Source organism: Eubacterium sp. BIOML-A2, from assembly GCF_009680135.1.
GTDB classification, from domain to species: Bacteria; Bacillota; Clostridia; order Lachnospirales; family Lachnospiraceae; genus Faecalicatena; species Faecalicatena contortus_B.
Genome location: NZ_WKZK01000030.1, coordinates 1 through 14,701, shown reverse-complemented (window position 1 = coordinate 14,701; position 14,701 = coordinate 1). Strand labels below are relative to the sequence as shown.

Annotated in this window: 12 protein-coding genes; all 12 read left to right on the top strand. The window is 32.2% G+C overall.

Annotated features, from left to right (window positions below; translation table 11 throughout):
• Positions 1-3: 3 nt before the first annotated feature.
• Positions 4-1,866: a hypothetical protein gene (locus GKG43_RS12000; RefSeq protein ID WP_055154224.1), complete on the top strand. Its 1,863-nt coding sequence runs from the start codon at positions 4-6 to the stop codon at positions 1,864-1,866.
• Positions 1,867-1,953: 87 nt separating this feature from the next.
• The gene (locus GKG43_RS11995; RefSeq protein ID WP_055154254.1) at positions 1,954-3,273 is read left to right on the top strand and encodes a UDP-glucose/GDP-mannose dehydrogenase family protein; all 1,320 of its coding nucleotides are present in this window, start codon (positions 1,954-1,956) and stop codon (positions 3,271-3,273) included.
• A 17-nt stretch (positions 3,274-3,290) separates the two neighbouring features.
• Positions 3,291-4,271 carry a glycosyltransferase family 2 protein gene (locus tag GKG43_RS11990; RefSeq protein WP_055154256.1) on the top strand — a complete coding sequence of 327 codons (981 nt, stop codon included), beginning with the start codon at positions 3,291-3,293 and terminating at the stop codon, positions 4,269-4,271.
• A gap of 5 nt (positions 4,272-4,276) precedes the next feature.
• Positions 4,277-5,296 carry a glycosyltransferase gene (locus GKG43_RS11985; protein WP_055154226.1) on the top strand — a complete coding sequence of 340 codons (1,020 nt, stop codon included), beginning with the start codon at positions 4,277-4,279 and terminating at the stop codon, positions 5,294-5,296.
• Positions 5,297-5,311: 15 nt separating this feature from the next.
• Positions 5,312-6,265, top strand: coding sequence for a glycosyltransferase family 2 protein (locus GKG43_RS11980; RefSeq protein ID WP_055154228.1), 954 nt, complete (start codon positions 5,312-5,314; stop codon positions 6,263-6,265).
• Positions 6,266-8,065, top strand: a complete 1,800-nt coding sequence (locus GKG43_RS11975) for a hypothetical protein (protein WP_129879136.1) — start codon at positions 6,266-6,268, stop codon at positions 8,063-8,065.
• Between the two features lie 21 nt (positions 8,066-8,086).
• A complete protein-coding gene (locus GKG43_RS11970; RefSeq protein WP_055154232.1) occupies positions 8,087-9,598 on the top strand; it encodes an MATE family efflux transporter in 1,512 nt (503 codons plus the stop codon).
• A gap of 11 nt (positions 9,599-9,609) precedes the next feature.
• A complete protein-coding gene (locus GKG43_RS11965; RefSeq protein WP_129879135.1) occupies positions 9,610-10,641 on the top strand; it encodes a polysaccharide pyruvyl transferase family protein in 1,032 nt (343 codons plus the stop codon).
• A gap of 18 nt (positions 10,642-10,659) precedes the next feature.
• Positions 10,660-11,865 (top strand): Coenzyme F420 hydrogenase/dehydrogenase, beta subunit C-terminal domain, encoded by a 1,206-nt coding sequence (locus GKG43_RS11960; protein ID WP_055154236.1) that lies wholly within the window; start codon positions 10,660-10,662, stop codon positions 11,863-11,865.
• 3 nt (positions 11,866-11,868) lie between these two features.
• The gene (locus GKG43_RS11955; protein ID WP_129879134.1) at positions 11,869-12,867 is read left to right on the top strand and encodes a glycosyltransferase; all 999 of its coding nucleotides are present in this window, start codon (positions 11,869-11,871) and stop codon (positions 12,865-12,867) included.
• A gap of 20 nt (positions 12,868-12,887) precedes the next feature.
• Entirely contained in the window at positions 12,888-13,862 is a 975-nt protein-coding gene (locus GKG43_RS11950) for a glycosyltransferase family 2 protein (protein ID WP_055154240.1), read from the top strand.
• Positions 13,863-14,033: 171 nt separating this feature from the next.
• Positions 14,034-14,480, top strand: a complete 447-nt coding sequence (locus GKG43_RS11945) for a helix-turn-helix domain-containing protein (protein WP_129879133.1) — start codon at positions 14,034-14,036, stop codon at positions 14,478-14,480.
• The last annotated feature ends 221 nt before the right edge of the window (positions 14,481-14,701 follow it).

The following is a 14,701-nucleotide window of genomic DNA, read 5'->3' as shown; positions in this document are numbered from 1 at the left end:
AAAATGGAACAGCATAATAAAGGATGGTTCAAGAGAACTCTTCAGTCGATTTGCAGAAATAAATATATATGGCTGGCATTTGCCATAGCATTTTTACCGAGGCTTCCTTTTGTGCTTCAATCCGTACCAGTATCTATTGGCGGGGATGAAATCTTTGCAATGGGGCCGGCGGCAAAGCTGGTTGGATATGACTGGAGTGGGGTTATGCAGGACTACCGCTATTATGGGTATGGGTATACGGTGCTGCTGGTTCCATTTTTTAAATTGATACATGATCCGATCTTACTGTATCGAATGATCGTTTTACTGATGGCTTTAGCTCAGAGCGTCAGTGCACCAATCTCATATCATTTGATGAAGCAGTATTTTCATGTGGACAATGAAAAAATATTATGCGTTTCTTCTATATGCTGTTCCTATCTGGTAGCTGTGAGAGCTGTATATACTTATCCAGAGTTCATCTATGTTCTGGTAATGTGGCTGCTGGCTTGGGTGCTGCTGCGGATGAATTCATGTGTAGATGATTATAAGAAAAAGATTATATATACAGTTGTTCTGGTTTTGGTTCTGTTCTATGCTTCAACTGTACATTCACGCGCAACGGCTGTTTGGATGGCTGTGGCATTTGGGGTTGTTTATTATGGGTGGGCTTATCGGAAAACTTTAGTATCAATTCCAGTGTGCCTTGTGATGGGGACAGGAGCCTTTGTTGTTAGCCAAAAAGGGATGGAGGCTGTGTTAGATTATTTCGTGAAAGCATCCAGTTCTGGTATTGCTAATACAGGAGTTTCTTTTTCAATAGGATATTTGCTGGAAGACATAAAATCATGGCCGGCATGGGTTAATATTATTATAGGACAGTTGAACGAAGCTGTTATTGTAACCGGTGGTTTGGCAATATTTGCGGTCATTGCCATTCTGATTCTTTTGTGGAGAGGCCTAATAAGAGCAAAAAGTAATATGGCAGAAGTTTATCAAATGAGTCCATATATGGTAGTTGGAAGTATTTTTATGGCTGCTGTAATTGTTACAATCGGAGGACAATCAATTAGTTGGCTTGGTGGTGTGACGAGTGCAATGTTTTATGAGGGGGATCCTGATGCATTTCGTGCAATAACTTATTTCCGCTATTATGGGGCCTATGTTGGTCCGTTGCTGATGGCAGGTATCGCCTATTTTTATCATAAAAGACAAGCACTCGGCAAATTATATCCGGTTGTCTGTGTGACTGCCGCATTGCTGCAGGGGTATTGGGTTGTGTGTATCTTGCCTTTTATCAGTGAGTTTAACGGTTCCTGCTGGGATTTTGCACCTTATTCATTAACCAAAGGATTTGAAGATGTGATTAGGCTTCGCACTTATCTGCCAGGTACATTTATAGTATTCCTTATTTTGCTTATCAGTTATATTTTATACAGGTATAATAAAACACATATAATACTAGGTTTATTATGCATTATGCTTATTTATTGTTATTGTTTCAATGCTTTGTATCATGAGGGATACCGGGGGCAAAAAAATTATACTTATGTAGATGATAGCGTACAGCTTCTTAATGACCTTAAGAAAGAAGCGGTTTTACCTGATAAGATATATGTTGAGGATGGCCGTGTAGGAGGAATTGGACAGCAGACAAAATATCTATATCAATTCAATTTATTAGACAAGCCTGTAGTTTCTGCTGAACCGCCAAAAAATGAGACGGAAGCTATCTTTTTGTGTCAGAATCCAAAGGAATGGTCGAAACTTATAGATGAGGGATATTTATGTGGTAAGATAGCAGAGCATGAATACATTTATGTGCTCGGAGATCAACTAAAGGAAAAGATAGGAGAAACTGGTATAACATTGACAGCCGGTTATTAAGGGTAGAAATTATGACGGAAGTGTGTTATATTATTTAAGAGCATGTCGAAATTTGCCAAAAAACAAATGAAGAATGGGGAAGGTGAAATGAAGATAGCGGTTGCTGGTACTGGGTACGTAGGTCTTGTTACAGGAGTTTGTCTGGCTAGTAAAGGACATGATGTTACGTGCGTGGATATAGATAAAAAAAAGGTGGAGATCATGCAAACGGGAAACTCTCCCATTTATGAGCCAGGGTTGTCGGAATTGATGACGGAAAGCTTAGAGCATCTTACATTTACGACAGATTATCAAGAGGCATATCAAGATGCCGAAGTGATTTTTATAGGGGTGGGGACTCCAGAGAAGCAGGATGGTTCAGCAAATCTATCCTATGTATATAAAGTTGCTAAGCAAATAGCAGAAAGTGCGAAGCAGGACTGTGTTGTTGTCGTGAAGTCGACCGTGCCGATTGGAACGAATGATAAGATCGAAGCTTATATTCACGACAAACAGAAAAATGATGTGAAGATTTATGTGGCATCTAATCCGGAATTTCTTTCTCAGGGAACTGCTGTGAGGGACACTTTACATGCGGCCAGGATCGTAATCGGCGTAGAAGATAAAGTCCCTGGGGAAATATTAAAGAAGGTATATAAGGAGTTTGATGCGCCTAAACTTGTTGTGAAGAGAAGAAGTGCGGAAATGATTAAGTATGCATCTAATGATTTTCTTGCTTTGAAAATATCCTATGTTAATGAGATTGCTAATCTGTGCGAGATTGTTGGGGCAGATATAGAAGAAGTAACTGATGGAATGGGTTATGATGCCAGGATAGGAAATAAATTTTTGAATTCTGGCATTGGCTATGGTGGCTCCTGTTTTCCAAAAGATACGAAGGCTTTGAATTGGCTTGCTAATTTTAATGATAACGAAATAAGAACCATTCGTGCTGCAATAGAAGTGAATGAAAATCAAAAGTTTAAACTGATAAAAAAGGCGAAAAAGTATTATGATGATTTTCTGTTTTTAAATGTTGCTGTTTTGGGATGTACATTTAAACCAGGGACTGATGATCTAAGGGAAGCGGCTTCTTTGGTTAATGTTCCGTTGCTATTAGAAGATGGAGCGCATGTACGAGTATGGGATCCAGTTGGAATGGAGAATTTTAAAAAGTATTTTCCGGAAAAGATTCAATACTGCAATAGCATAGAAGACGCTATTTTAGGTGCGGATCTATGTTTGATATTGACGGAATGGGATGAAGTGAAACAGTTTGATGTCCGAAAATATGAGGCATTGATGAATAAGGCAATTGTTCTGGACGGAAGAAACTGCTACACATTAGAACAAATGAAGAATACAAAAGTAGTTTATGATTCTATAGGCAGAAGTGCTGTAAATCAGGAATTACTTAAAAATATATGAAACACGAGGGGAAAACTATGAAATTGATTATTCAAATTCCTTGTTTTAACGAGGCGGAAACAATAGAAGTGGCATTAAACGATCTGCCTAAACATATCGAGGGTGTTGATATAATAGAATATTTGATTATTAATGATGGGAGCACAGACAATACGGTAGAAGTCGCTAAAAACTGGGGCGTGAATTATGTCGTTAATTTCAGAAATAATAAGGGACTTGCCAGGGGCTTCATGGCAGGTCTCGATGCATGTTTAAGGAATGGTGCAGATATCATTGTTAATACGGATGCTGATAACCAGTATTGTGGGGCGGATATTGAAAAATTGATTCAGCCTATTCTGCGTGGTGAGGCGGGGATGGTAGTGGGGGAACGTCCTATTGATAAAACTGAACATTTCTCACCGCTAAAAAAGAGGTTGCAGCATTTAGGAAGTTGGGTAGTACGGAAAGCTTCTAAAACAGATATACCAGATGCACCAAGTGGATTTAGAGCTTACAGTCGCCATACTGCTATGAGATTGAATGTTATAAACGAGTATACTTATACGCTAGAAACTATTGTACAAGCAGGAAGGCAGAAAATGGCCGTAACCTCAGTGCCAATACGGACGAATGCAGAGCTCAGACCGTCAAGACTTTTTAGTAGCATGTTCGGATATGTAAAAAAATCAATGCTAACAATAGGACGGGCATTAATGATGTATAAGCCCTTATATTGTTTCGCGTGCATTGCAACAGTATTCGGAGTTGCTGGATTAGCATTGGGAATTAGATTTATTGTATTTATGTGTATGGGAGCTGGATCTGGACATGTACAATCATTAATACTAGGGAGTATGTTGATTATTATAGCTGTTCTATGTGGAGTAATCGGATTATTAGGAGATGTTATTTCAGCTAATAGAAAATTGCTAGAAGAAATACAGTTTGAGTTGCGTAAGATGGATTATGGTAAAGGACATGAAGAGGCTAAAGCATGTAAAAAGAATGAGAGGTAAGTATAATGCAAGATATCCAATTATCTATAATTATACCTATATTTAATGCAGAAAAATATTTAAATTATTGCCTTAAATCTTTGGAAGGATTAGCTGATAAAGCTGAAATTATTATGGTTGATGACGGGTCAACAGATCAATCGGTAGAAATATGTAATTATTATATAAAAAAACATAGTAGTTATATATATATTAGCAAAAAAAATGGTGGACCTTCTTCAGCAAGAAATAGAGGTATAGAAATTGCTAGAGGGAAGTGGATAACGTTTGTAGATGCCGATGACTGGATTTGTAGTGAAACCTATATTAAAGTATTAGAAAAAGTAAGTGATGATATTGATATATTTTACTTTACATCGGAATATGTAAAGGAGGAAAAAGAAATACTGGATTATAAGGACGGCAAAGCATGTGGGGAATTTTTGCCATATAAGGTCAAAATGGGGCTGCTTAATAGTGATAGTACATATATTAATAAATATATAAAAAGAGGCTTTATTTTTCATGGTCCTGTTGCAAAGTTTTATAAAAGAGAAGTGATTATTTCTAATAATGTTAGATTTCCAGAGAATCTTAGTTGGGGGGAAGATATATACTTCAATTATATAATTTTGGGATATGTAAGCAAACTTATGTATGTTGAAACAATAGGATACTATTATAGAAAAAATAATGAATCTATAATGAATTCATATAAACCAAATAAGAGTAAACAAATGTTAGAACTTATGACTATGATGCATAGAATAGTAGTTAATGAACCAGAAGTTATGGATGCGTATTATAAAATGGGAGTTCGCCAGTATTTATATGCGTTAAAACTAGATATTTTTCATAAGAATAATACATTATCTTATAGTATAAGAAGTAAAGAGGCAAAAAAGTTAATAAATACGGAACCTTTTATGGAATGTATTAAAAAGGCTAATCTTTTTAATTTAAAACCTCAATTAATTTTTATGGGGATTTTAGCAAAAGGACATTGTTTTTGGATAATTGATAAAATAATAAAAATAATATATTAATTATGGTGGTGTATTATGGAATTGATAAGTGTAATAATTCCAATTTATATGGTAGAAAAAGAAATTGATCGTTGTATAAATTCTGTAATGAAACAGAGTTATTCGTATTTAGAAATAATTCTAGTTGATGATGGAAGTTTAGACAGATGTGGGCAAATATGTGATAATTATAAAAAAAAGGATTTGAGGGTAAGAGTCATTCATAAAAAAAATGGCGGACTTTCTGATGCCAGAAATGCAGGTATTGAAGCTGCAAAGGGAGAATATATATACCTTTTAGATTCTGATGATTATATACATCCAAATACAATACTGTTATTATATAAAAACCTTGTTGAAAATAATGCAGATATTTCAATCGCTTCACATATTAAAGGATATTGTGAAGAGTTTAAATGGGGTGTATTAGATAACGATATTGAGATAATATCTGGTAAGGAATTATTAATCAAACAAGACAAAGATAACTATATCGATATTGTTGTCGCTTGGAATAAATTATATAAGAAATCAGTATTTCAAGATCTAAAGTATCCAAAAGGACGTATACACGAAGATGAATATGTAACATATAAAATCTTGTATGCAATGTCTAGATGTGTTTATTCTAAAGCTAAAACTTATTATTATTACCAAAGACAAGAAAGCATTATAGGACAAGGTTATAGTATCAGAACTAAAGATGTAATCCAAGCATTTGAGGAAAGAATGAATTATTTTAAAAAAGAAAATGAAATTTTGTATATTCAGTCATTACAGTATTTGATGAGTGCTCTCTCTAGAAACATTTTGGGTTTAAAGACAATAAATAAAAAGGTTGAGGCTAGGAAGTTGAAAAAAGTATATAAAGGATATCTAAAAGAAAACGTGTATTTAAGTCCTATGCCGAAAAAGAAGAAATTAAAATATAGTATGTTTTATTATTTTGAACCAATATATTCTATTTTAAAACAAAGGATGATTAGTTAGATGCAAAATAGTAATAAACGGATTAATGAAATTCTTTTAATTAGTGCCTTATCGATAATACCTAAATTGGTATTAGTATTTTATGCATACCCTTTTAACATAATCGGAGATGAAATTTGGACTTTGGCCAGCGCTGCCAAAATAGCAGGTTTCGATTGGACAGGAATTTTAGATGGTGGAAGATATTATGGTATGGGTTTTTATTCTCTATTCTTCCCATTGTTTAGAATGATCGATAGTCCGGTGGTTTTATACCGCTCTATTTTATTTATATGTGTAATTATGAATTCGCTTATTTCTATAATCGCATATTTTATACTTATAAACTTCAGCAATATAAAGAAGCGAGGCCTCCGTATTCCTATGGCTGTGCTCGCTTCATATTTTGTTATACTTCCAGTAACATATATCTATAACGAGCATATTTACGTACTTATATGTTGGTGTGTCTTACTATTATTGTTATTATTGGATGCAAATCAAGATAACAAGAAAAAAGTGATGTTATATACGGTTTTACTATTAACTATATTAACATATGCAATGTTAATACATAATAGGGCAATTACTTTATGGATAGCTGTAGTATTTGTTATAATTTTATATTTTATTGCTTATAGAAAATGGATAGTCAATTGGAAAGTATTCTCTATAATGGGGATAATAGTATATATCCTTATTAATATATTTATAGAACATCAAGTTGAGTGGTTATGGATAACCTCTTCTGAAAATTTAGGAAATACTGCTGTTTATAACGGTGGCCTATTAAATATCCTAAAACCGGAATATTGGCAAGCCTGGATAAGTATTATTTTAGGTCAACTTTTTACTGGAGATGTTTTTACAGGAGGGTTATTAATTTTCCTTTTTATAATAGCAGTTGTATTTATTTATAAAGTATTTTGCAAGAGTGAAAAAACAGAAAAAGATACGATTATGTTTATAGTGTTCGTGTTTACTTTAGTTTGCGTAGCGATTACGATTGGTGGGCAATCTGTTAATTGGCTTCAAGGAGTAAAAGAGGCTATGGAAAGAAGAAGTAGCAATGCTGATGCATATAGAGGGGTAACATATTTACGATATTATATGTCTTATGTAGGACCTATGCTTCTTTTAGGATCTATTTATTTAAAAGAAAAGTGGCACGAAAACAAAAAATATGTCCCATATATTATATGGGCAAAAGTACTATTATGTGTAGTTTGGTTTGCGTTTATTTTTCCATACATCATATCAGCTGTTACGGCGGCATCAAGTTTTAGACCTTTTTCATTTCAAAGTATATTTGATATTACAAGTGGCATGCGAACATATTTTCCTGCAGTTGTAGTTTCTATTATACTATTTGTATATGTAATTATAGTTTTACACTACAAAAAATCATACCAATCTATAATATTTCTATTTTCATTGTTCTTTATTTATAAGTATATTTATACAGGAATTACAGTTTTAAATATAGAGAAGGATAATTATCAGTCAATAAATGGATTTGCTAAAGTTGTAGATGAACATAAAGATATCTGCAATAATATTAAAGAAATTTATGTACAAGGCGATAGAGCATTAAAGGAAGAACTACAATTCCTTTTAAAAGAAAGCTTAATTAAAACAGATATTAATTATGCAGATGAATTTATTTTATTCTCGCAATTTCTGGATAATACAAATGCAATAGGAGATTTAGATATATATTATGGTCAGATTGATGAAAACGAATATATTTATGTAAAAGGCAAAGAAAATTTAGATATTATAGAAAATTTAGGGATAGAAGTAATGCAATTGCATGAATAGATAAATTAATAAGGGATTTTTATGAAAAACAAACAGCTTTTTATTAATATGATATCATCATTGATTTCATTTGGGGTAAATTTGGGGATAAATTTATTGCTTACGCCATATATTATAGCTAAACTAGGTAGTGAGGCTTATAGTTTTATACCAATAGCTAATAATTTTATCCAGTATATAAGTATTTTTACAGCTGCGTTAAATGCAATGGCTAGTAGATTTATTACTATTGAATTGCAAAAAAATAATAATCACGGGGCAAATGAATATTTCACATCGGTTTTGATTGCGAATACCGTATTGTCCATGTTTTTAACCATACCCGGGATCTTGATGGTTTTATATATAGACAGTATTTTAAATGTACCGATAGAGGTTCTTTCAGATGTGCAAATAACTTTTACCTTTGTAGGGATTAATCTAGTCATATCATTGATAGGTAATGTGTTTTCAGTAGCAACATTTGCGAAAAACAAGTTGTATTTAAGTTCACTTAAAACAATACAAGGGAATTTGGCTAGGGTTCTTTTAATTATTGTTTTGTTTGTGCTATTTAAGCCACACTTATATTATGTCTCACTGAGCGCTATAGTTTCGACAGCGATTCTGACACTGGGGAATTTATATTATACTAAAAGATTATTGCCAGAGATTAAAATAAAGCGAAAGTTTTTTAAGATCTCGGCCATAAAAGAGCTTTTGATGTTAGGGGTTTGGAATTCTATAAATCAATTAAGTGTAGTTTTATTGACTTCGTTAGATTTATTAATAGCAAATGTTTGTTTGGGAGCAACAGCAGGAGGACAATTTTCGATTGCAAAAAATATACCTACATTAATACAAAGCTTGGTTGGTGTTTTAGTCTCTATATTCATTCCAGAATTTACTATTTTATATGCTAAGAATGAAAAAGAAAAACTTTCAGAACGCGTAAATTTTTCCGTGCAGATTATGGGGTGGCTTATAACTTTGCCTATTGCATTTTTGATGATAAACGGAAAAGAATTTTTTATGCTGTGGGTGCCAGGTGAAGACGCTATACTGTTACATAAATTATCATTGCTCACTATTATTCCTATGATTATTACAGGCAGTGTAAACACTATTTTTAATGTGTATACTGTGACAGGTAAGTTGAAAACGCCAGCACTTGTATTGTTAGTAAGTGGAATTTTTAATGTTAGTGCGGTACTTTTATTATTAAGATTTACAAACTTGGGGATATTTGCAATACCTTTAGTGGCAGCACTTGTTGGAATAATTAGAAATACAATATTTACACCACTTTATGCAGCAAAATGTTTAGAAATTAAATGGTATAGTTTTTATATTGCAATAATAAAAGGAATATTTTGCACTATCACTATGTGCATAATATGTATAATTATAAAACAATTTATTATATGTAATTCTTGGGTGAATTTTATATTTTCTGCATGTATTTCAGTAATAATAACAATGCCAATTAATTTTATTATATTATTTAGTAAAAAGGACAGAAAATCAATATTGGAGCTTATCAGGAAAAAGTAAGAGGTTAGAATATGTTTGAGAAAATATTTAGTATACAGTTTTATTTAAAAACTTATTTTCAAATTTTAAAATCTAGAAAAAATAAGAAGATATTTGTATTTGGAGCTCCATATCATTCTAATATGGGGGATCAGGCACAGACACTGTGTATTAGACAATGGCTAGAAAGAACTTATCCTGAATATACTATCATAATTTTAGAAACATTAATGGCGAATAAATGTGATTTTAAATTTGTTAATATAGTAAAAAGATACATACATTCGCAAGATTTAGTATTTCTGCACAGTGGTTATCATACAACGGATTTGTACATGTTAGAAGAAAAACTACAGAGAAAAGTAGTCCAGGAATTTCGAAATAATAAGCTGATAGCATTTCCACAAACTATTTATTATAGTAATGAGTTAGAATTAGAAAAAGCAAAAAAAATCTATAATGGTCATCATAATTTGGTGATGTTGTGTAGGGATATAACTTCGTATGAAACAGCAAATGATATTTTTCCGAGGGTCAAAACTTTATTATTTCCAGATATTGTTACTAGTAGAATAGGTAAAAGATATTGGGGGGGAGAACGCAAAAAAGTTCTTTTTTGTATGAGAAATGACAAAGAAGGGCTATATAGTTCAGAAGAAATAGAGCAGTTGAGAAAACAAATAGAAAAGAAGGAAGAGACAGATATAACAGATACGACGTTAGAGATTCCTATAAGAAAAATTAGGATGAATAGAGAAGAAATTTTGAATGAACTTTGGACAAGTTATGCTGGGTACAAGTTGGTAATAACTGATAGATATCATGGAACTATTTTTTCGTTAGTCGCTGGAACGCCAGTTATTGTACTAGCATCAACTGATCATAAATTAGAGTCGGGAGTAAAATGGTTTCCTGAGTCGTTTTCATCATATGTAAAATTCGCAAGATCATTAAATGAGGCATATGAATATGCCGAACAAATGCTCGAAACGAAATATGATTATAAGTTAGAAGATTATTTTGATGAAAACTATTATAGCAAGCTAAAAAAATTATTGGAATAGATTTAGGAGTGAAATTAAATGACATATTTGTGTGAAAAAAGTAAATGCACAGGGTGTATGGCATGTTTTAATAAATGTCCGATTTCTGCAATAAGTATAGTGGATGATGAGGAAGGATTCAAACATCCAAATATCAATAAGGAAAGTTGTATTAAATGTGGAGCATGCCAAAATGTATGCCCTATTTTAAAAAGGGTAAAGCCTTACAATTTTCCAAAAGAAGTTTATGCTTGTTGGTGTAAAGATGAAGGCATAAGATTTAAAAGCTCATCAGGAGGAGTGTTTACAGTATTAGCTACTAAGATATTAGAGAAAAATGGTAGGGTGTATGGCGCTAAAGTAGAGGCGGATGGGAGGGTTGTACATTTTAGAGGAACTTGTTTAAATGATTTAGAAAATATGCGAGGTTCTAAATATGTTCAAAGTGAAATAGGGACATGCTTTCAACAAGTGAAAAGGGATCTTGAAGGACAAACCCCAGTTTTATTTACTGGTACACCATGTCAAGTTGCAGGTTTAAGAAATTATCTAGGAAAAGACTATGAGGATTTAATATGTTGTGATCTTGTTTGTCATGGAGTCCCTTCACCTAAAATTTTTAAAGAATACCTTATGTATATGGAGAAAAAGTATAAAGGAACTCCACAAAGGTTATGGTTTCGAGATAAAACAAAAGGTTGGGAAGAATTTTGTATGAAGATTCAGTTTAGTACTGGAATGGTTTATAAAGAATCTACATATAAAGATGTTTACATTAGAGGGTTTTTACGAAACCTTTATTTAAGGAATTCTTGCTATGATTGTATATACACAAATGTAGATAGAATATCAGATTTAACAATTGCTGATTTTTGGGGATATAGAAGAGATAGCTGGAAAGCCAGAGATAATGATAAAGGTATTTCTATGTGTATAATAAATTCAAAAAAGGGGAGAAGTTTATACAATGAAATAATTGAAGGACTTGTTTCACATAAAAAAAATATAAAAGAAGCGGTAGCTGGAAATACTTGTTTAAGTAAAAGTTTCGAAAAACCTGAATTAAGAGAGGCATTTTGGAATGACTTTTTTGAACTGGGGTACGAGTATGTCATTGAAAAATATTGCTATCCAGAGAAAAGGAATTTATTACAGCGATTAAAGGGATCTAGATTTGGAATTGAATATGGTTACATGAAAAGATGGATTAAGTCCTTTATCCGAATAACAAACAATAAGGTATAGTTTATGAAGAAAAAAGATGATTTACAACAGATGATAAAAAATAAGAATATTGTTTATATAGCTACTAAGAATAGTGATTATATAAGAATAAATGAAGAAATACTAATGGTTAAGAGATTAGCTTCATCATATAAAATTATATGCTATTCGGACAAAAAATATTTTAGTCGTATTTTAAAGGTCTATAAATCTATATTGACAACTAGTTTTAAAGATTGTGATATGGTTTTTGTGGGTTTTATGGCTCAAATGATACTTCCTTTTTTATCATGGAAATGGAATAAAAAAGATGTATTAACAGATTTTTTTATATCTATATATGACACTATAGTAGATGATAGAAAAAAAATCAAAGTAAATTCATTAATAGCACTTATCCTAAAGAAAATAGACATGATTACAATAAAAAAATCTAATTGGATTATTACTGATACCGTAGCTCATGCATTATATTTTTGTAAAGAATTAGGAGCAGTTAAAGACAATTGTTACGTTAATTACTTAGAAGCAGACAGAGATATTTATTACCCAATGCAAATAGAAAAACCGATTATGTGGAAGGGAAAAAAAATTGTATTATATTTCGGTTCAATTCTTCCAGTTCAGGGCATTGACGTTGTAATGAATACAATTTCTGAACTTAGATATATAAAGCAAATACATTTTATTATAATTGGACCAGTACAAAATAAAGTTAAAACCGTAGATTACGATACAGTAACATATATCCCATGGTTGGAACAGAATGTACTTGCAAATTATATTGCATTTTCTGATCTATGTTTAGCAGGACATTTTTCTGCAAATGTAAACAAGGCTAAAAGAACAATACCAGGCAAAGCTTATATTTATGAAGCTATGAATAAACCAATGGTATTAGGCGATACAGTTGCGAATCATGAATTATTTGAAGAAGATTCAAAGCATATCTTTGTTCCTGTAGGATCAAGCAAAATACTTGCTGATAAAATTAGAGAATTTTTTCAAAATCATTATGATTAGTAAGAGAGGAATTAATAAAATTGAACGATAAAAAGTTAAAACCGTTAATATCCATTATTGTTCCTGTTTATAATGTTGAACTTTATATTGAACGATGTTTAGATTCAATTTTATCACAGACATATACAAATATAGAAATAGTTATAATCGATGATGGATCAACGGATAATTCCGGGGTTATCTGTGATGCTTATAAAAAGAAAGATGATAGAATCCTTGTTATTCATAAAACCAATGGTGGTTTGTCTGATGCTAGAAATAAAGGTCTAAATAGTTGCCATGGTGTATATGTAACTTTTGTAGATAGTGATGATTTTATAGCAAATGACTATATAGAATATCTCTATAAACTTATTGTAGATAATAATGCAGAAATATCTATATGTCTTAGTAAAGAAACGTCTGATGAAACTTATAAGTTTTGTGAAACAAATGATGAAATAGTTATAATGGATTCCAAAGAAGCAATTAAAAAATTATGCTATCAAAAAGATTATACATCTTCTGCATACGCTAAATTATATAATGTAAAATGTTTTGAAGACATAAGATTTCCATATGGTAAATTATATGAAGACATTGCAATAATTTATTTAGTGTTTTCCAAGGCTAATACAATAGCATTTGGAAAGGGGATTAAATATTGCTATTATCAACGCGAGAATGGTATAGTGAGGGCTAAATTTACTTTAAGTAAAATGGACTATGTTGAAAATACATACAGTTTATATAGATTTGTTGATAATAATTATCCCGAAATTTCAACTGCCGCTAAAGCACGTTTTTTATGGTCAAACTTACATGTTTATATGCAGATTACAGATAAAAGAAAGTATAAAAAAGAATATTTATTAATAAAAAGTAATTTGAAGAAATATGGTAAAGAAGTTATAAAAGACGGCGATGTAAAAATAGTGAATAAGATTTTAATTGTTTTAGCAATATTCGGTAATAAGCCAATGAGATTTTTATATTCTCTTAAGAAGAATTTATGAAATACATTTGATATAACATTCAGTGATGGAGATACCAAGTGGAAGCCATGTTGGTGTGGATGATTTTGCTTAAAAAAACGGCATACTTATGGAACGATTATTGTCGATGAAAATTCCCATATTCCTGTTGCTGTTCTGGTATGACGGGAGGGATCTGCCCTAAAAGCATGGCTGACTCATAATAAGCAGGTAACAACAGTAACTCGTGATCGTGCATCTGCGAAGGCTGTGGAAGAAATCTTGCCGGATTGTATGCAGAGTGCAGACCGGTTCCACTTGCATCAAAATCTTCTGGAGGCAGTAAAGAGTGTAATAAATTCAACAGTGCCAGTGGACATAAAAATTCCCAAAGATGCTTCTTTAACTTATGCAGAAGCAGCAGTTTCGGCTCCTCTTGTGGAGAGAGGTAAAAAAATGCCTGAGGCTGTGGATAATTTAATAGAGTATAATCCTAAAAGTGTACAACTATATAACAGCATTCGAGAATACGCCGCTGCCGGATATAGTAAAAGAAAAATCGCTAAAATTTTGCATTGTGGCCGTAATACAGTCAACAAGTATCTTAATGGCGACTATGAATCCCTATGCAATAGAGATTTTAGGAGCGGTATGGATTGATTTTACGATGATATCGTAAAAGAGCTGAACGCAAGTGTGAGCAGAAAAGATGTCTATTGTCATCTGCTCAAAAAGGTTATAAGGGTAAGCATTCGGCTGCCTATGATTATATGAATAAAATCATAAAGCGAGAGCATATTGATAGTAAGCGCAAAATAATTCGACGGATTGCGTTGCCCTAAAACTCAGTCCATAATGATTAATAGAGAATGCAAGCATTT